Source organism: Marinobacter sp. JSM 1782161 (assembly GCF_011421605.1).
Lineage (GTDB): Bacteria > Pseudomonadota > Gammaproteobacteria > Pseudomonadales > Oleiphilaceae > Marinobacter_A > Marinobacter_A bohaiensis.
The window spans coordinates 262,927-282,165 of the sequence record NZ_WSSA01000002.1 but is presented as its reverse complement, the minus strand read 5'-3'; the positions used below and the strand labels follow the sequence as shown (position 1 = coordinate 282,165).

The following is a 19,239-nucleotide window of genomic DNA, read 5'->3' as shown; positions in this document are numbered from 1 at the left end:
GCGATCGGGGCTTCCACTGCCTGACGGCCTGCATTAGGCTCAGGGTATGGAAGCATCCACCACCACACCCGACGACGGACAAGGCGCGCGTGCGGCCCGCTCGGCCGCGCTGCAGCAAAAGATTGCGGCCGTGATGGCGGCCGCCGAGGCGATCCTGCGGGAGCAGGCGGAAGGCGTCAGCGAGCTGGCGCTGATTCGCCAGCTCCAGCAGCCGCCCTGGCAATTACTGGACAGTGTCGATTTCTCCGAGCCGTCCGCCATCTACCCGGCGCATTTCCTGCTGTTCCACTGCCTCTATCGGCTCAGGGATGACCTGAACGCCAACGGCGAGCAGCTCGACATCTCTCCCATGCGCATCCGCATCCGGTTGTCGCCAATGGTTTCCGGCGACGGCATGCCGGGCAATTGCGACCGGCTGCGCGAGTTCTATCTGGACCTGAGCCAGTACAACCTGTCCGAGGGCGCGGTACAGCGCATGCTCGACGATTTCTGGGCCGGTCGCGCCCCGGTTACCGCGGATCGCGACAGCCTGGACGAAGCCGCCCAGGTGCTGGGATTCGAAGCCATACCCGACGACTTCGCTACCATTCGCCAGGCCTACCGCCGCCAGGCGATGCACGCCCACCCGGACCGGGGCGGCACCAAGGAAGCGGTGCAGGATCTCAATGCCGCCTTCCACACCCTGCGCGACTACTTTCTCTCCAGCGCAACCGCCGACCGTTGAAGCCTGCAAGCCAATACGCTATAGACGTTCATGATCTCCGCCCGCGGAGATACCCAGGGGCTGTCGTCCCTTCCCAATGCACGAGAAGGAGAACCCGTGAAAGCCATACCCTCTGTTATCCGTTCGCCGCTGATGACCGGCCTGCTGCTCACTGTCAGTCTGCCCGCCGCCGCAGATCTGGCCGTACTGCAATACCACCACGTCAGTGACGACACGCCGGCCGCGACCAGCACCACGCCGGCGCTGTTCGACCAGCAACTGGAGCTGATCGACACACTGTCGTTGCCGGTGGAACCGCTGCGGACCGCCACCGAGCACGCGCTGTCCGGACAGATGGGCGCCGATCCGGCGGTGGCGATTACCTTCGACGACGCCTACACCTCGGTTTACACCACCGCCGCCCCCAAACTGCTGGAGCGGGACTGGCCCTTCACGGTCTTCGTCAATACCGACGCCATCAATGAGGGCCGCCACGGCTACATGACCTGGGATCAACTGAAGGAGCTGGCCAGCCATCCGCAAGTCACCATCGCCAACCACAGCGCCGATCACGGCCACCTGGTGCGCAAGCTCGATGAAAGCGAGGAACACTGGCAGCAGCGGGCAGCCGCCAGCCTGGACCAGGCGCAGTCGACCCTGGCCAGCAAGCTCGGCACGGACGCGCCGCTGTTTGCCTACCCCTACGGCGAATTCGATGAGAACCTGGAAGCCCTGATCCAGGCACGGGACTGGTACGGCTACGGCCAGCATTCCGGCGCGGTCGGGGAAAGCTCCGGCGCTACCCGCCTGCCCCGCTTCCCAATGGCCAACGCCTACGGGCAGATGGAGGGCCTGAAAGACAAACTGCTCAGCCGCGCCCTGCCGGTTGACGCGAACACGCTGCCGGACGGCCGTCTGCCTGAGAATCCCCCCACCCTGGCCCTGGACCTGCCGGAGTCGCTGCGGGCGTCCGCCCTGACCTGCTTTGGCTCCGGCGTGGGACAGCTGGATGTGGAACCGACCGGCAACGGCAACCGGGTGACGATCACCGCCGACCAGCCCTTCAACAGCCGCCGTTTCCGCTACAACTGCACCTATCCGGCCGGCGAAGGGCGCTACTACTGGCAGTCGGTCCAGTGGCTGGACCGGAGCCAGCCGGAAGACTGATCCGACCGCTCAAGGCGCCAACTGCACCAGCCCCAGCAAACCGCTGTGGGCGTGGTGCAGCACCCGGGGCCCCGCCTCACTCTCGATAACGGTCTGGCCCACCTGGTCCTGCTGGCGCGACAGGATCAGCAGCCAGCGCTCGCCCCGGCCCGGGAAAACCGGTACCCGCGCCTCCAGGTAACCCAGTCGGTGCCAGTTCTCGGCGGCGTAGTCGAAAGCCAGGTCGGTAACCAGTCGCTGCACGGCCATCTCTTCATCGAGGAAAACCAGCGTCGGCACGAAGACGGTGTTGTCGATATAGGACCGAACCTGCGCCACGAACGCTGAAACTGCGGCCGGTTCCGGCAACCGCACCAGCCGATAGACGCTCTCCCCGGAGGCAAATCGGTAGGTTGGCGCCAGGTCGTCCAGGTCCAACTGGAATTCCCGGGAATCGTCCCATTGCGCCAGGTCCGTGACCGGCAGCCCGCCGCAGCACCGCTCCCGCCAACGCTGAAGCAGCGTCCCGTCGCGGTCGATGCCGAGTACGGCCAGGGTCTCGCGATTCGCCGCCGGCACCACGCCGGGCCGGCTTTCAATCACTAAACCTGGCGTCAGCGATGGCGCGGACTCCGCACGCGGTTCCTTCTCGAATCCAGGCTTCGGGCGATAGTAGTCAACCCGCAGGTTGCCGTGGGCGTCCCGCCAGGTGAAGTACGGCAGCGGATCGCCGTCCCGGACAAAGCCGTCCCGGGCCAGCGCGTCGCCGTCGGGAAAGTTTTCCAGGGTATATTCGGTGTCGTCGGCAGCCCGGTTCCCGGAATGCTCTGCCGATGCCGGCCGGGGGGAATCCGGTACGCGCGTTGAACGTCGCGGGACAGCTTCGGGCGCCGCCGTTGCCTTCCCGGGCTCGTTAGCATCACGCGTCGAGGCGACCGGTTCGTCAGGCTCCTGAAGGTGGTCGTTTTCGACCCGCCGTGCGGCTGCGGGCTTCTCACCTGGCTTCTCAGTGCTCCCCCGGGACCGGGCGTCGTCCGCCGCCGTGGTGTTGCCTTCGCTGCCTTCACTGCGCCGCGCCTCTTCCACTTTCCGGGCCCGCGCCTCAAGCGGGTCAGCCCCGTCCCGAATCAGGGTATGGCGCACATTGCCGTGCTCGTCGACCCAGGTGAAATAGCGCTTGTCGGCCTGCGCCGGCGGGGCCATCGCTAGCCCCAGCCCGACCCCAAACAACAACGCCCGCTGTATTTGCCCAATCACGCCTGCTCCTCCTAGAACCGCGTCCTGAAACTCAGGCCGGCCATCACCACTCGCAGCGAGGTCTTCACATCCAGACCCGCGTAAGGGTTATAGATGATGTTCGTGATCCCCGTGCAGTTGACGTTGCAGCTGGAATTGGCGGGAATCTCCTCCACCGAGTGCAGGTAACTGAGGTTCATATCGATCTGCGTGTCCCGGTCCCAACGATATCCCAACCCCACGCTATAGAGTTTGGTGTCGCCAAACGGCGCCATCACCTGGCGCTGGTCGTCCGGGATCACCGAATCGCGGATTTCCAGCCCCGCGCGCAGGTCCAGCCGGGACGACGCGTGGTATTCCATGCCGAAACCCCAGGTCCACTGGTCCTTGAAGCCCAACGGGAGTCGCAGCGAATTGGGCGTCGCGTTGTCCGGCGACAGGATGCGCGCCGCGTTAAGGAACTCCAGGTTGCGGTCAAACTGGAAGTTCAGGGCATCCCACTCGGAGAAATCGGTCCAGCCCACATCCGCATTCAGTGTCAGCTTGGGGTGGACATCGACGCTGATACCGGTCTGGAAATGCTGCGGATAGGTCAGGTTCAGGCTGACGTTACCCGACTCCCGCGGCGCGCCGGACGGCAGGCTCAGGATGGCCGAGCCGACCGCGCCGATGATCGAGCTGTTGACGCTCTGCCAGAAGCCGGACCAGTCCTCGGTGTACTCGATGGCAAACGAGCCCTTCATGTTCATGTCCGCTTCCGAGGTGTAGCTCGCCCCCCAGCGGAACCAGTCGGTGGGCTCCCACATCACCCCCAGGGAGTAGGTCGGCGAGACGGTTTCCTGGACGTCGATACTCAGCGCGCCGATATCATCCCAGGGCCCCACGTTGCCGCCACAGAGCGCAAGCCACGGCGCCAGCGGCTCGTCACCGGTTTCACAGTTGAAGGCATCCTGCAGCACTTCCGCCACCCCCAGCAGCATGTTGGGCGCCCGCATGTACTGGTCGGCCGCAACGCCCATGTGGGAAATCTGGACACCGGCCCCCACCGACCATTCGTCGTTGATCTCGTAGCCCACCGTCGGCGCCAAATACGTGGTCCGCTGCAGGGCCGTCGCTTTGGGCTGGTAACGGCCCGGGTCTTCCTTTTCCCGGTAGTAGCCCGCCGCCATGGGCATGTAGAAGGCGTTGGCAAACGTCAGCTTGGAACCCGGCGACTGAACGCTGATCCCCGCCGACGGCGCCAGGGCCGGCCCCTTGGGCAGCTTCTGGATACCGTAACCGGGCACATAGAGGGCCACGTTGTTGGTGTGACTGTGACTGTTGGCGATGGGGTCCCGCTGTTCGCCAGTCAGGGGGTCGGTTTCCAGGCCATCGATGCCGAAGATTTCGTAGCCTTTCGGGGCGGTGAAATCGGCGTCGATATCCATGTAGATGCCCATCAGGTTGACCTCGAACTGCCGCCCCTCCAGCTTGGTCAGGCCCGCCGGGTTGTAGTGCACGGCCATGATCCCCGGTGGATCGGCCGTCACCGCATTACCCAGGGCCAGCGCCTTGGGATGAATGGTCAGGTTCTGGGTCATTTGCGCCTGAACGCTGCCGGCGAGCAGCCCAGCCACCAGCGTCCCCGCCAGTCGCAGTGCGTTGGAGTCGGATCGCATATCGTGAATCCCCTGCCTTCGTTGCGCTTTGGGTCGGCTCACTCCTTGAGTCCCGAGAAGTTGATGGGCAGGGAAAGCCCGATGTTGAAGTCCGGTGCGTCTTCGGTGAGACCAATGCCGACGCTGGTGTTGAGGATGGTGGTGTCACTCACCCGGGTGCCGAGGGAAAAGCTGAGAAACCCGGTCATCTGGTCCTGGGCGACGGCTTCGGTGCCGTCACTGAATGACAGGGTGGTCTCGTCGCTGTAGCTGATCTGGGTGGAGACGCTCAACGAAATGTCGTAGGACAGGGAATAGGCAAAGCCCAGCGAGCCCGACAGACCGAACCCAGGCTCCACTTCCGTCAGCAGGCGGGCACCACGGACCTGATCCAGGCCGTCTTCCTTGACGTTGTAGCTGGCGCTGGCCGAGCCGAACAGCACCACCGGATCGAGCACCTTGGACAGGCTGGCCCCGCCGGACACCGTGTAATAGCCCGAGCCGGTCGAGAGCTGCCGCCGGATATCAATCTCGTAGGGACTGACCCCGGTCTTGGTGGTGATCGAGGTAAACAGCGTGGTGGACATCTGGCCCGGCACGTAGGCGCTGGGCTGCCAGCGGGCGGTGAAAGAAACGTCGCCCACGTCGTAGATTTCCAGCTCGTCCTGGGTGTCGTACTTGACCACCAGCGGCAGTCGCGCACCGATGGTCAGGTTGTCGAACAGGCCATAATCGTAGGAAAAGGCGTTGGTGAAGCTGTGGGTGGCGGACGGCACGATGTCCAGGTTCCGTACCGAGCCATCGGAGATTTCCAGGTCCAGCCGCTGGTCGCCGGTGTAGGAATAATCGAACGAGTATGTCAGGGCGTGAGTGCCCTCCGCCTGCAGCGAATAGTTTTTCTCCGCGGACTCGAAGACTTCCTCCAGCTGTTTGGTGGCATCCTCGTCCCCCTCCTGCCTGGACAGGGCTTCTCGCGCCTGATCGGCGTTGTCGTCCTGTGCCAGCGCCAGCATCGGCTGGCCGGCGGCGGAAAAGATGATCAAACCTCGCACTACCCAACGCTTCATCCGAGTTCCCTTTTATTCTTGGAATAGGTCTGGCTGACGGGCCCCGCTCCCGCAATCAGTTGCGGCGGTAATAGAGTTGTTTGCGGGTGTTCTCGACCGTGCCGTCAGGATTGTTCTTCTGTTGTTCCAGCAGATTGTTGATGCGACGTTCGGTCGCCTCGTAAAAATCAGGAATGGTGTCCATCGCCAACAGCGTCATCGTCTGGTCGTCGACAAAACGCATGTCCTCGTCGCTCAGCTGAAGCACATCGAGCGGCTTCTCTTCGCCGGGAAACACGATGAACAGGACGTTGTCGTCCCACTTTTCCTCAAACTGAACCAGCGGAAAGGAAATGTTGCCGATGGACGGATCCGCCAGGAAAACCCGATCGTCGCGGATCGCGCGCAGCACCACGAAATGCTTGAAGCCGGCATGATGAATGGGAACGATGGCCGGATGATCCAGCTCCCGGAGGTCTTCGACGTTGGCGCGGAACCCCCCTGAGGGATAACCCAGCGCGGTGACCAGCCGTTTCATGTCGAGCATGGAGAAGGCGCGGCGCTGCACGATCCGTTCGCTCTCGCCGTAGTGGAGCAGCCCCTCCATTACCTGGCGCTCGTTCAGGTTGCGCCCCAGGTAATAGCGCAGCACCGTGGTCAGCGCGGCCGAACCGCAACTGTAGTCGTAGGCCTGGCGCACGATATGGCGATAGCGCTGTTCGACCAGAGGCGCCACGGTGAACTCGCTACGCAGGGTCTGTGGCGAGGCGTCGTAATCCTGTTCGATCACGATGTCCCGTGGGCCGAAGGGTTCCACGTCGGTAGCTTCCCGGACCATCGCGAATGTCAGCAAGGACCCGGCCAGGACCAGCATCATGGCAATATCGCTTCCCTGTTAAATGGGCACAGGTCTTCTGGAGCACATTGGATTGTCTGATTAGCGGTCGGTGCGCTCTGCGCGGCGGTCGTTATCATTGCTGTGCGCGTGCCTGGCGTTACATCTTGTAACGGGAAGATACCGAATCGATACCGCGCTTAAAGATAACTGTGCCTCATTCGGTAGAGCCGGATCGGCTTGCGGGCACCGCTTTTGCGAGCCAGTTCACGCCGTGGAATGACAGGCGAACGAAAGCCGCCAGAGACAGTGGCTGATCATTGCAGAGAGGGAAAAGCGGAAATCGGGAAGGAAATCCGGGCACCCGCCGGCCGGCGGGTGCCCGTAACAGGCCGGTTTACAGCAGCAGATGACGCAGGTCTTCCAGACCCGCCCGCAGCGTGTTGGTGAACCGGGCCGCGTCAGCGCCGTTGATCGCACGATGGTCGTACGACAGCGACAGCGGCAGCATCAGCCGCGGCTGGAAGGCGGAGCCGTCCCAGACCGGGGCCATCTTGGACTTGGAAACACCCAGGATTGCCACTTCCGGCGTGTTGACGATCGGCGTGAACGCCGTGCCGCCAATGCCGCCGAGGCTGGTGATGGTGAAGCAGGCACCCTGCATGTCCTTGGGGCCCAGCTTCTTGTCGCGCGCTTTCTGGGCCATGACCTGGCACTCTTCCGCCAGCTCCCACAGGCCCTTCTGGTCGACGTTGCGAATCACCGGAACCACCAGGCCATCCGGCGTATCCACGGCGATGCCGATGTGGATGTAGCGCTTCTGGATGACTTCCTTCTTCTCCATGTCCAGGGACACGTTGAAGTTCGGGTGCTCGGCCAGTGCCTTGGCGCAGATCTTCAGCAGGAACGCCATGGGCGTCAGCTTCACGCCGCGCTTCTCACCTTCGGCTTTCTTCGACTTGCGGAAGTCCTCCATCTCGGTGATGTCGGCTTCCTCAAACTGGGTCACGTGCGGCACGTTGAGCCAGCTGCGCTGCATGCTGTCCGCCGTCAGCTTCATCAGGCGGCTCATGCTCTGGCGCTCGATCTCACCGAACTGGCTGAAGTCCGGCAGTTTCACCGCCGGCAAGCCCGCCCCGGCAGGCGATGCATCCTGCTGCACCTTGGCCAGAGCCTGCTTGATGTACTTCTCGACGTCCTCTTTGAGGATGCGGTTCTTGGGACCACTGCCCTGGATGCGGCCCAGGTCGGCGCCCAGTTCACGCGCCAGACGGCGCACCGCCGGGCCAGCATGAACCTTCTTGCCCGACTTGGCGGCCGGCTCAGCCGCAGCCGTCGGTTGGCTGGCCGGCGCCGATTCGGACTTGGCCGGGGCAGCCGGCCTGGATTCCGGCTGGGCCGCCGGAGCCGGTGCGGCAGCGCCGCCGCTGGTCTCGATCTGGCCAACCACGTCGCCTTCGCTGATGCGATCACCAACGCTGACGCTGATGGCCTTGACTTTACCCGCGGCCGGAGCCGGCAGTTCGACGGAGGCCTTGTCGGATTCGACCACCAGGATCGGGTCTTCCTCGGCCACGTCGTCGCCTGCCGCGACGCTGATCTCGATGACTTCCACCGAGTCGGCACCACCCAGGTCAGGCACCACGATGTCTTCGCTGCCACCGCCGGACGCAGCAGGCGCAGACGCCGCCGGTGCTTCGGCCGGTTTCTCGGCAGCCGGAGCGGACTCGGCCGCCGCCGGCGCGGATCCGCCCGCGGTTTCGATCTGGCCGATCACGTCGCCTTCGCTGATGCTGTCACCCACGCTCACGGACAGCGCCTTGAGGGTGCCGCCCGCCGGCGCCGGCAGTTCCACCGATGCCTTGTCGGACTCGACCACCAGGATGGCGTCCTCCGCCTCCAGGCTGTCACCGACCTTCGCGCTGATTTCGATGACTTCAACGGAATCGGCACCGCCCAGGTCCGGCACGACGATGTCTTCGACACCGCCGCCCGAGCTTTGGGCCGGCGCTTCTTCCTGAGCCGGAGCCGGCTCGGCTTCAGCCTTGGCCGGGGCGTCCTCTTCAGCGGCGCTGTCGGCGGATTCGCCCTCGCCCGCTTCGATCTGGCCAACCACGTCACCCTCGCTGAGGCTGTCACCGACGCTGACGTTCAGCGCGGTAATCTTGCCGCCCTTGGGCGCCGGCAGCTCGACGCTGGCCTTGTCCGATTCCAGGACCAGGATGGGATCCTCTTCGGCCACGGTATCGCCCACTTTGACGCTGATCTCGATGACTTCGACCGATTCCGAACCACCCAGGTCGGGAACACGAATATCTTCTGCCATGATGCTGTGTCTCCTTGCCGGTTTACTTCAGAACGGGATCGGTCGCGTCGGCATCGATGCCGAATTCGCGGATGGCATCCTCGACCACTTCAGGCTTGATCTTGCCCTGGCGTGCCAGGGAGCCCAGTGCGGCAACCACGACGTGGCCACGGTCGACTTCGAAGTGACGACGCAGCTTCTCGCGGGTGTCACTGCGGCCGAAGCCGTCGGTGCCCAGCACGGTGTAGTCGCCCTTGACCCAGGCGCGAACCTGGTCGGCGTACAGGCGCATGTAGTCGGTGGATGCGATCACCGGCGCATCGGAGTCGCCCAGCACTTCCTCGATATACGGCGTACGCGGACGGGACGCCGGATGCAGGCGGTTCCAGCGGTCGATGTGACGGCCGTCGCGCGCCAGCTCGTTGAAGCTGGTGACGCTGTAGACGTCGGAGGCCACGTCGTACTTCTCCGCCAGGATCTTGCCGGCTTCACGCACCTCATTGAGGATGGTGCCGCTGCCCATCAGGCGTACAGAGTGCTTGGCTTTCTTGCCGCCGTTCTCTTCCAGCTTGTAGATACCCCGGATGATGCCGTCTTCCACGCCTTCCGGCATGGCCGGGTGCGCGTAGTTCTCGTTCATCAGGGTGATGTAGTAGTACACGTCCTCGTTGTCGCCGTACATGCGCTGCATGCCGTGGCGCACGATGACCGCGATTTCGTAGGCGAACGTCGGGTCGTAGGACACGCAGTTCGGCACGGTGGCGGACAGCACGTGGCTGTGGCCGTCCTGGTGCTGCAGGCCTTCGCCGTTCAGCGTGGTCCGGCCGGCGGTACCGCCCAGCAGGAAGCCGCGGGAACGCATGTCACCAGCGGCCCAGCACAGGTCGCCGACACGCTGGAAACCGAACATCGAGTAGAAGATGTAGAACGGGATCAGCGGGTAGTCGTTGGTGCTGTAGGACGTCGCGGCGGCAATCCAGGCGGACATGGCACCGGCTTCGTTGATGCCTTCCTGCAGGATCTGGCCCTTGCGGTCCTCACGGTAGTACATGATCTGGTTACGGTCGTTGGGCGTGTACTTCTGCCCCTCGGCCGTGTACAGCCCGACCTGGCGGAACATGCCGTCCATACCGAAAGTACGGGCTTCGTCCGGCACGATCGGCACCACTCGGGAACCAATCTGCTTGTCTTTGATCAGCGTGCCCAGCATGCGCACGAACGCCATCGTCGTGGACAGTTCGCGGTCGCCACTGGATTCCAGCTGCGCCTTGAAGTTCTCCAGCGGCGGGATAGTCAGCGGCTGACTCTCGGTGCGACGACGCGGCAGGCTGCCGCCCAGTTTGTCGCGCATCTTCTTCATGTACTGCATTTCCGGGGAATCCGGCGCCGGACGGTAGTACGGCATGCCTTCGATTTCGTCGTCGGAAATGGGCACACCGAAGCGGTCACGGAATTCCTTGATGGTTTCCATGCTCAGCTTCTTCTGCTGGTGCGCGGTGTTCTGCGCCTGGCCCTGTTCGCCGAAGCCGTAGCCCTTGATGGTGTGGGCCAGGATCACGGTCGGGCCACCCTTATGGTTGACCGCTTCGTGATAAGCCGCGTAGACCTTGTACGGGTCGTGGCCGCCGCGGTTCAGGGCGTAGATGTCGTCGTCGGACATGTGCTCGACGCGCTTGAGCAGCTCCGGATCGCGACCGAAGAAGTTCTGGCGCACGTAGCCACCGCCGTTGGACTTGAAGTTCTGCATCTCGCCATCGACGGCTTCGTCCATGACCTTCTGCATACGGCCATCGTCGTCCTGTTCGAACAACGGATCCCACAGGCGGCCCCAGACAACCTTGAGCACGTTCCAGTTGGCGCCACGGAAGATGCCTTCCAGCTCCTGGATGATCTTGCCGTTACCGCGCACCGGGCCATCCAGGCGCTGCAGGTTGCAGTTGACCACGAAAATGAGGTTGTCGAGCTTCTCTCGACCGGCCAGACCGATGGCACCCAGCGTTTCCGGCTCGTCGCACTCACCGTCACCGATGAAGCACCATACCTTGCGGTCCGCGCCCTGCGTCTGCTCGCGATTCTGCAGGTACTTCATCACGTGCGCCTGGTAGATCGCCTGGATCGGGCCCAGACCCATGGACACGGTCGGGAACTGCCAGTAATCCGGCATCAGCCAGGGGTGCGGATAGGAAGACAGGCCGTTGCCGTCCACCTCGTTACGGAAGTTGTCCAGCTGCTCTTCGCTCAGTCGGCCTTCCAGGTAGGAACGCGCGTAGATGCCCGGCGAGATATGGCCCTGGAAGTACACCAGGTCGCCTTCGCGGGTTTCATCGCCGGCGTGGAAGAAGTAGTTGTAGCCCACATCCATCAGAGTGGCGATGGATGAGAAAGAGTGGATATGGCCACCCAGCTCGCCCGGACGCTTGTTGGCCCGGATAACCGTGGCCAGGGCGTTCCAGCGGATCAGGGAGCGGATACGACGCTCCATGAACAGGTCACCCGGCATACGCGCTTCGCGACTGGCGGGGATCGTGTTGCGGTACGGCGTGTTGACGCTGTACGGCAGCATCGTACCTTCCCGGCTGGCACGCTCGCCCAGACGCTCAAGCAGAAATGCTGCCCGGTCAAGCCCTTCCTCACTCAGTACGGATTCGAGGGATTCAATCCATTCCCCGGTTTCCGTCGGATCTTCATCATGCAACATTCAATATCTCCTCGTGCGGAAGCTGGGCGCGACCCGGCTTGGTGAATGACTGGTCGTTACGGAGCGAACCTGTTCATAATGGCGGGAACCACTACCATCGGAGGGAACCACTACCGATCAGGGTTGGCGTAAGCCAGGCGACCTTATACCAGAACGCGGCCCTGTTAAGTCCTACGACTTTTGTAGTAATTAATAAATCAATGTATATTTGAGGCGCTCTATAATAGGGTTTTTTTGCTATTATTTACAACAAAAGAGCTTGATCCAGATGGTCATGACAACAACAGTCGAGCCCGGTCAGCGCACCTTCATCAGCGCCAAAACCTTATCACCACAAGCCCCAACGGCGCTCATTAGCCGGGAAAAATTCAATGACGTGCTGCATGAAACGAATAGCGTAGGCCTGCTTCTCGTACAGGCGCCGGCCGGCTACGGCAAAACCACCACCCTGGCCGAACGGTTGGCAGCGCTCCAGGCCGACAGCGCCTGGTTCCGTCTTGATGCGCCCGACAACGACCCTACCCTGTTCGCCGCCTACCTGGCACACGCCCTGGAAGAAGCGCGACCGGGCACCTGTCCGCAAACCGTAAAGACGCTCTCGGACACAGGCTTCGATAACCTGCAGGCGTTCCTGACCCACCTGCTGGCCGAGATGCCGCTCGAGGCAGACCCTCTCTATCTAGTCCTCGACGATTACCACTTGATGACATCGCCCGAGATCCACGATGCCATCCGTTTCCTGCTGCGTCACCAGCCCGGCTACCTGGTGCTGGTACTGCTGACCCGCACCGCGCCGCCGATCGGCGTGGCGCAGTTACGCATGCAGGGACGCATGCTGGAAATCACCGCCCGCGATCTGGGCTTCGACGCCGACGAAGCCCAGCACTATTTCGAAAGCCGGCTGCGCTACGAGGTCTCCCGCGAGAGCATCGAGCGCGCCGTACGACGGGTGGAGGGCTGGATTTCCGCCCTGCAACTGGTGGCCGCGCACGCCCACACCAGCGTCGAATTCAACACCATGGTGGAGCAATTTGAGGACGGCAACCAGTTCATCTTCGACTATTTCGACGAACTCATCGGCCGCCAGCTGGATACCGATGCCCTGGGCTTCCTGTTACGCACCAGCATCCTGGACCGGTTCAACGCGTTCCTGGCCATGCGCGTGGCCGGCCACAGCGACGGCCAGGCCCTGCTCAACCAGCTGATCAGTCGCGGCTATTTCGTCATGGCACTGGACAGCAGCGGCCTCTGGTTCCGCTACCACCCACTGTTCAGCGCCTACCTGCGCCACCTGCTGGCCTGCTCGGCCCAGGAAAACCCTCGCAGCCTGCACCAGAAAGCCTGTGATGCCTGGCGCGAGATGGGCAGCCCCGAGGACGCCGCCCGCCACGCCGTGAAGGCCCAGGACCCGGAACGCATCGTCAGTCTGCTCAAGCAACACGGCCGCTCCTTCTTTACAGAGGGGCTGTTCACCCTGCTGCAACAGTGCCTGGACGCCCTGTCTCCGGCGAGTATCGCCGACGAGCCCATGCTCACCCTGCTGCGCGCCTGGGTGGCACAGAGTCAGTACAAGTCGGACGAGGTGGAGCAGTGGCTGGCCGCGGCGGAAGCCAAGCTCAAGGAGCATCTGAGCGAGGACGACCTGCGTTCGGTGCAATGCGAATTCAGTGCCGTGCGCGCCCAGGTGGCGATGAACTTCGGCGACTCACACACCGCGTTGGGGCTGGCCACCGACGCCCTGGAGCAGGAGGCCCGCTTCCTGCCCACGTCCAAGGTGGCCGCCGCGTCGGTGATGGGCGAAGCCCTGTTCGTCGAAGGCCACCTCAAGGAAGCCCTGGCGCGAATGCAGGAAACCGAAACCCTGGCGCGCGCCCACGGCGCCCACCAGAACGTGATCTGGGCCTTGTGCCAGCAGTCGGAAATCAGCGTTGCCATGGGCCTGCTGCAGAAAGCCTATAACGTCCAGGAGCGCGCGTTCCAGTATGCTGAAGAGCATCACCTGCACCACCTCCCGATTCTGGAATTCCTGTTCCGCATCCGCAGCCAGGTCATGTGGGAATGGCATCATCTTGAGAACGCCGAGCGCTGCGCCCTGCAGGGCATCGAGATCCTCGAAGCCCAGGGCGAGCGCTGGCACCTGCAGAGCTACACCACCCTGGCCAAGGTGGCCCAGGCCCGCGGGCGCCAGACCCTGTGCGCCGACTACGTGCAGAAGATCCAGAAGATGCTGGCCTCCGGCGAATACCACATCGACTGGGTCGCCAACTCGCACGCCACCATGCTCTCTTTCTGGGATGCGGTGCGGGACCGCGATGCCATCCAGCGCTGGCTGACGGCGGCGCCGGAGTACACCATCGACGACGCCACCAACCACTTCCTGCAATGCAATGCCCGCAACTGGGCGCGCGCCTACCTCAGCCTGGAGCAGCCGGAGAAGGCCCGCCCGATTCTCGAGGGATTGCAGCAGGTGGCCGAGCGCACCGGCCTGCAGACCGACCTCAACCGCAACCACATCGCGCTGTCGCATCTCTACTGGCAACTGGAGAACCGCGAGCAGGCCCTGCACCACATGCGCGAGGCCCTGACCCTGGCCAGCACCACCGGCGCCGTGGGCAGCTTCCTGCGCCTGGGCAAGGTGCTGATCAATGTCCTCAAGGGCCTGATCAGCGACCAGTTGATCGACGGTATGGAACTGCAGCGGGCGGAGCGTCTGATCCAGCTTTCCCAGCAGCAGCGTGATTTCAGCCGGGCCATCCGCATCACCCTGGACGAAGCCATCATCCAGGACATCATCGACCGTCCGGACGTGCCCGAACTGATCCGCACCTCGCCGCTGACCCGGCGTGAGTGGCAGATTCTCAGCCTGATCCACGCGGGCCTGTCCAACGACCAGATTGCCGAGCATCTGAAAGTGGCGGCGACCACCGTCAAGACGCACATCCGTAGCCTCTATCAGAAACAGAACATCACGCACCGCTCGGAAGCCATCGAACTGGCCCGCGACCTGCTCAGCAAAATACAGGGGGAGTGATGCGAAAGGCGACGGGCTCCGGGGCGCCGGCCCGCCCAACGCCGGGAAGCTCCTCCGCCCCTCTCCTCCCCCGGACTACGCCACCATAATTGCCGCCGGGAGGATGCCCGGGTCAGCACAAGCGCGCACCATAAAGCGATGACAAGAACAAGGGACTCCTTCCCCCCAACCGACTTTGTAGTGAGTGAGGCATGACAAGAACCGATTCCGACTGGTGGCGCGGCGCCGTCATCTACCAGGTCTATCCACGCAGCTTCTTCGATTCCAACGGCGACGGTATCGGCGACCTGCCGGGCGTAACCGCCAAACTGGATTACATCGCCGACCTGAACGTGGACGCCATCTGGCTGTCCCCTTTCTTCACCTCCCCGATGAAAGATTTCGGCTATGACGTGTCCGACTACCGTGGCGTGGATCCTATCTTCGGGACACTGGACGACCTGGACAAGCTGATCACCGAAGCGCACCAGCGCGGCCTGAAAATCATGATCGACCAAGTGCTCAGCCATTCCTCCGACCAGCATGCCTGGTTCAAGGAAAGCCGAGCCAGCCGCGACAATCCCAAGGCGGACTGGTACGTCTGGGCGGACGCCCGCGAGGACGGCACGCCGCCCAACAACTGGCTGTCCGTCTTCGGCGGCTCCGCCTGGGCCTGGGACAGCCGTCGCCGCCAGTACTACCTGCACAACTTCCTGGCCAGCCAGCCGGACCTGAACTTCCATAACCCGGAGCTGCAGGACCAGATGCTCGAGGAAGTGCGCTTCTGGCTGGAGCGCGGCGTGGACGGGTTCCGCCTGGACGCCATTAACTTCTGCTTCCACGATCCCGAGCTGCGTGACAACCCACCCAGTCAGGCGGTTCAGGAAGCCTCTATCGGCGTGCGCAAGGAAAACCCCTACGCCTACCAGTACCACAAGTACGACAAGACACAGCCGGAGAACCTCGTGCTCCTGCAGCGTCTGCGCGCGCTGCTCGACGAGTATCCGGGCACGACCACGGTCGGCGAGATCGGTGATGACAATTCACTGCAGACCATGGCGGATTACACCGGCAACGGCGACAAGCTGCACATGGCCTACTCGTTCGACCTGCTCACCGAGCAGACCGGCGCCGATTTTATCCGCCACACGGTGGAGACCATCGAATCCAACCTGACCGACGGCTGGCCCTGCTGGGCGATCGGTAACCACGATGTGGCCCGCGTCGCCAGCCGCTGGCGCGCCCAATCGCCGGAGCAGCTCAAGCTGTTCATGATCGCCCTGCTGACCCTGCGTGGCAGCGTCTGCCTGTACCAGGGCGAGGAGCTGGGGCTGACCGAAGCCGAGCTGGCGTTCGAGGATCTGGTGGATCCCTACGGCATCAGTTTCTGGCCGGAGTACAAGGGCCGCGATGGCTGCCGCACGCCCATGCCCTGGCAGCACGATGCGGACCAGGCGGGCTTCTCGTCCGGCAAGCCCTGGCTTCCGGTGGCCGCGGATCACAAGGCGGCCGCCATTGACGTCCAGGGCGCGGCTCCGGACTCGGTGCTCAACGCCTACCGGGCCTTCCTGGGCTGGCGCCGTGAGCAGGACGTGTTGCTGACCGGCGCCATCGAATTCCACGACAGCCCGGCCGACACCCTGCTGTTCAGCCGCCGCGACGGCGACCGGCACCTGCTGGTCGCGCTGAACTTCGGCAGCGAAAGCGTCACACTGGATTTGCCGGCCTCCGCACAGCCGATCACCGGCGCGCCGGATTGCCTGAAAGGCGAATGGCAGGGAACCCAGGTGAGCCTGCCGGCTTATGGCGCCGGTGTCGCCGAAGTATAAGCTGCACGGTACCGGGGCCTAGCGCCCCGGACGAATCGAGACCGACAATAAAGAATCAGGACTATGGCAAGCGTCACTCTCAGAAACGTCTATAAGCGCTTCGGCGATGCCGAAGTCACCCGCAACGTGAACCTGGACATTCAGGACGGCGAGTTCGTGGTGTTCGTGGGCCCGTCGGGCTGCGGCAAGTCCACCCTGTTGCGCATGATCGCAGGCCTTGAGGACATCTCCGACGGCGAGCTGTTCATCGGCAACGAAAGGGTCAACGACAAGCCGCCCAAGGATCGTGAAGTGGGCATGGTGTTCCAGTCCTACGCCCTCTACCCGCACATGGACGTGGCCGAGAACATGGCTTTCGGGCTCAAGCTGGCCAGCGTGAAAAAGGATGAGATCGACCGCCGCGTACAGGACGCCGCCCGCCTGCTGCAACTGGACAACCTGCTGGAGCGCAAACCCAAGGATCTGTCCGGCGGCCAGCGCCAGCGCGTGGCCATTGGCCGCACCATCGTGCGCGAGCCCGCGGTGTTCCTGTTCGACGAGCCGCTGTCCAACCTGGACGCCTCCCTGCGTGTGCAGATGCGCATCGAGATTTCCAGCCTGCACAAACGCCTGGGTGCCACCATGATCTACGTGACCCACGACCAGGTGGAAGCCATGACCATGGCGGACAAGATCGTCGCCCTCGACGGCGGCGCCATCGCCCAGGTGGGCAAACCGCTGGAACTGTACCACTATCCGGCCAACCGCTTTGTGGCGGGCTTCATCGGCTCCCCCAAAATGAACTTCATCGACTGCGATGTGGCCGACGCCAGCAGCCAGGAAGTAACCGTGAACCTGCCGGGCGCCACGCAGATGACGCTACCCATTAACGGCGGCGAACTTTCCGCCGGGGAAACGGTCACATTGGGCATTCGCCCGGAGCACTTTTCCGCACAGGAAGACAGTGCCATGTCCATTCAGGGAACCGTCAACGTGGTCGAGCGGCTCGGCTACCAGACCCTGGTCCACCTGAACGTCGAAGGCATTGACGGCATCATCACCATGCGCACCGAGGGGACCAACCCCGTGCAGGAAGGCGATCCCGTCACCATCGGTATCAAGCCGGAGATGTGCCACCTGTTCCGTCAGGACGGCGCGGCTTGTCCACGGCTCTTCCACGAGCCGTGTGTCGATCTCTGATCGACGATCTCCTCACACTCTTTTTGACCATTTGTCACGTTATCGCCCGCCTCGCCGCGGGCTTTTTTTTTGCCTGCTCCCCCGGTACCTCCCCCACAACATGTGGCCGAAGCTTAAGCTCCGGAGGGCCCTCGAAGCCAAGATGCCCTTTCTTCACCTAAAACCAACGAGGAAATGCGATTCCGCCGAGGCGTCCATACTCTGGCCAAAGACAGGTCTTGGACGCTCCTGCTCGCACTAGCCGGCCATGGATCGCGGCGTATTGTGGCGGAGGCCTGGGTCTGCATGAGCGTCTTGCCGGAGCAAGTCGTCTTCCAGTCCAATCCTGGAAAAGACTCGTTAGCGCCATGCCCAGGACATCCCACTCGAGCCAGGGAAGCGAAGGAACACCCTCGCCTACGCTGCTATTAACGGCCATCCCTGGCCGTAATAGCGACCGGCACGTCCCTGTGCCTCCTTCGGCGAGAATGTTCCTTCGCTTCCTTCAAGCCTCAGAGGTGGTCGCCTTTGTGCCTGGCACTTCAGGTTGGGATCGAAGCCCTCCGAAGCTTAAACTTCGGCGACATGTTGTGCGGGAACGCGTGGGGCCAAAACGCAAAAAGCCCCGGAACAGCCTGTATCCGGGGTCGCGTAGGAGGAGGAGCAAAGGTGGAAGACGCAACAACGTCCGCGCAAGCAGGCGGACGGGCCACCAGGCAGCCCGCCCGCGGGGATCGCTAGCCCTTGACGCCACCGGCGGTGAGCCCGCCGACGATCCATTTCTGGCAATACAGGAAGATCAACGTGATCGGCAGCCCCGACAGCACCGCCGCGGCGGCGAAGTCGCCCCACAGGTAGTTCTGTTCGTACAGGTACTGCTGAGCCCCGACCGCCAGCGTGAGCTTGTCGGTGTCCACCAGCAGGATCGAGGCCATCGGGTATTCCATGATGGTCATGATGAACGCCAGGATGAACACCACCATCAGGATCGGCACCGACAGCGGCAGCAGGATGTAGCGGAACGCCTGCCAGGTGGTGGCACCGTCGACGATGGCCGCCTCCTCCAGGGACCGGTCGATGGAATCGAAGTAGCCCTTGATCGTCCAGATGTGCAGCGCCATACCGCCCAGCGACGCCACGATCACCGCGCCGTGGGTATTCAGCCCCAGCCAGCTGACGTGGTTGCCGATTTCATCAAACAGCGCGTACAGCGCCACCAGCGACAACACCGGCGGGAACATCTGGAAAATCAGCATCGATTTCAGGACAAAGCCCTTGCCGGCGAAACGCATCCGCGCGAAGGCATAGGCGGCCGTGGTGGACAGCGCCAGGATCAGCACGGACGAGATCACCGCCACCTTGATGGAGTTCCACAGCCACAGCAGCACCGGGAACGGCGGCTGGGTCACGTTACCCGCCGCGTCGGTGTACGGGATGCCCAGCGCCAGGGACCAGTGTTCCAGCGAGGGCGTTTCCGGCAGCAGACTGCCGGTGGCAAAGTTACCGCTGCGGAAGGAGATGGAAATCACCATCAGCAGCGGGAACAGGATCAGTGCGATAAAGCACAGCAAGCCCAGGTGTGAGGCCAGCACCCGGTATTTCGTCGAACGCGGTTCTACCATCGCCATAGCCGCCT

12 protein-coding genes are annotated in these 19,239 nt (G+C 63.3%); 5 read left to right on the top strand and 7 right to left on the bottom strand.

Going from position 1 to position 19,239, the window contains the following annotated elements; translation table 11 throughout:
* Positions 1-46: 46 nt before the first annotated feature.
* Both GQB00_RS01195 and GQB00_RS01190 read left to right on the top strand, forming a co-directional pair.
* Positions 47-724: a DNA-J related domain-containing protein gene (locus tag GQB00_RS01195; protein ID WP_165854953.1), complete on the top strand. Its 678-nt coding sequence runs from the start codon at positions 47-49 to the stop codon at positions 722-724.
* Positions 725-820: 96 nt separating this feature from the next.
* Positions 821-1,870, top strand: coding sequence for a polysaccharide deacetylase family protein (locus tag GQB00_RS01190; protein WP_323127229.1), 1,050 nt, complete (start codon positions 821-823; stop codon positions 1,868-1,870).
* 9 nt (positions 1,871-1,879) lie between these two features.
* On the opposite strand, the gene GQB00_RS01185 is transcribed toward GQB00_RS01190, so the two are convergent.
* The 6 genes from GQB00_RS01185 to aceE all read right to left on the bottom strand — a co-directional run bounded on the left by GQB00_RS01185 (position 1,880) and on the right by aceE (position 11,606).
* The gene (locus tag GQB00_RS01185) at positions 1,880-3,106 is read right to left on the bottom strand and encodes a MalM family protein (RefSeq protein WP_165854952.1); all 1,227 of its coding nucleotides are present in this window, start codon (positions 3,104-3,106) and stop codon (positions 1,880-1,882) included.
* A gap of 11 nt (positions 3,107-3,117) precedes the next feature.
* On the bottom strand, positions 3,118-4,665 hold the full coding sequence (locus GQB00_RS01180) for an OmpP1/FadL family transporter (RefSeq protein WP_228276715.1): 1,548 nt from the start codon (positions 4,663-4,665) through the stop codon (positions 3,118-3,120).
* A gap of 116 nt (positions 4,666-4,781) precedes the next feature.
* A complete protein-coding gene (locus GQB00_RS01175) occupies positions 4,782-5,789 on the bottom strand; it encodes a transporter (RefSeq protein ID WP_111496505.1) in 1,008 nt (335 codons plus the stop codon).
* 55 nt (positions 5,790-5,844) lie between these two features.
* Positions 5,845-6,645 carry a C39 family peptidase gene (locus GQB00_RS01170; RefSeq protein WP_111496506.1) on the bottom strand — a complete coding sequence of 267 codons (801 nt, stop codon included), beginning with the start codon at positions 6,643-6,645 and terminating at the stop codon, positions 5,845-5,847.
* Positions 6,646-7,000: 355 nt separating this feature from the next.
* Entirely contained in the window at positions 7,001-8,929 is a 1,929-nt protein-coding gene (gene aceF, locus GQB00_RS01165; RefSeq protein ID WP_207950577.1) for a pyruvate dehydrogenase complex dihydrolipoyllysine-residue acetyltransferase, read from the bottom strand.
* 22 nt (positions 8,930-8,951) lie between these two features.
* On the bottom strand, positions 8,952-11,606 hold the full coding sequence (gene aceE, locus GQB00_RS01160; RefSeq protein WP_111496508.1) for a pyruvate dehydrogenase (acetyl-transferring), homodimeric type: 2,655 nt from the start codon (positions 11,604-11,606) through the stop codon (positions 8,952-8,954).
* Between the two features lie 274 nt (positions 11,607-11,880).
* Between aceE and malT the strand changes: the two genes are divergently transcribed.
* The 3 genes from malT to malK all read left to right on the top strand — a co-directional run bounded on the left by malT (position 11,881) and on the right by malK (position 17,624).
* Entirely contained in the window at positions 11,881-14,637 is a 2,757-nt protein-coding gene (malT, locus tag GQB00_RS01155) for an HTH-type transcriptional regulator MalT (RefSeq protein ID WP_165854950.1), read from the top strand.
* A 191-nt stretch (positions 14,638-14,828) separates the two neighbouring features.
* The gene (locus GQB00_RS01150) at positions 14,829-16,445 is read left to right on the top strand and encodes an alpha-glucosidase (protein WP_165854949.1); all 1,617 of its coding nucleotides are present in this window, start codon (positions 14,829-14,831) and stop codon (positions 16,443-16,445) included.
* Positions 16,446-16,508: 63 nt separating this feature from the next.
* A complete protein-coding gene (gene malK / locus GQB00_RS01145; RefSeq protein ID WP_165854948.1) occupies positions 16,509-17,624 on the top strand; it encodes a maltose/maltodextrin ABC transporter ATP-binding protein MalK in 1,116 nt (371 codons plus the stop codon).
* A 716-nt stretch (positions 17,625-18,340) separates the two neighbouring features.
* Here the strand turns inward: malK and malG are convergent.
* Positions 18,341-19,231, bottom strand: a complete 891-nt coding sequence (gene malG, locus GQB00_RS01140) for a maltose ABC transporter permease MalG (protein WP_111496511.1) — start codon at positions 19,229-19,231, stop codon at positions 18,341-18,343.
* Positions 19,232-19,239 lie beyond the last annotated feature (8 nt).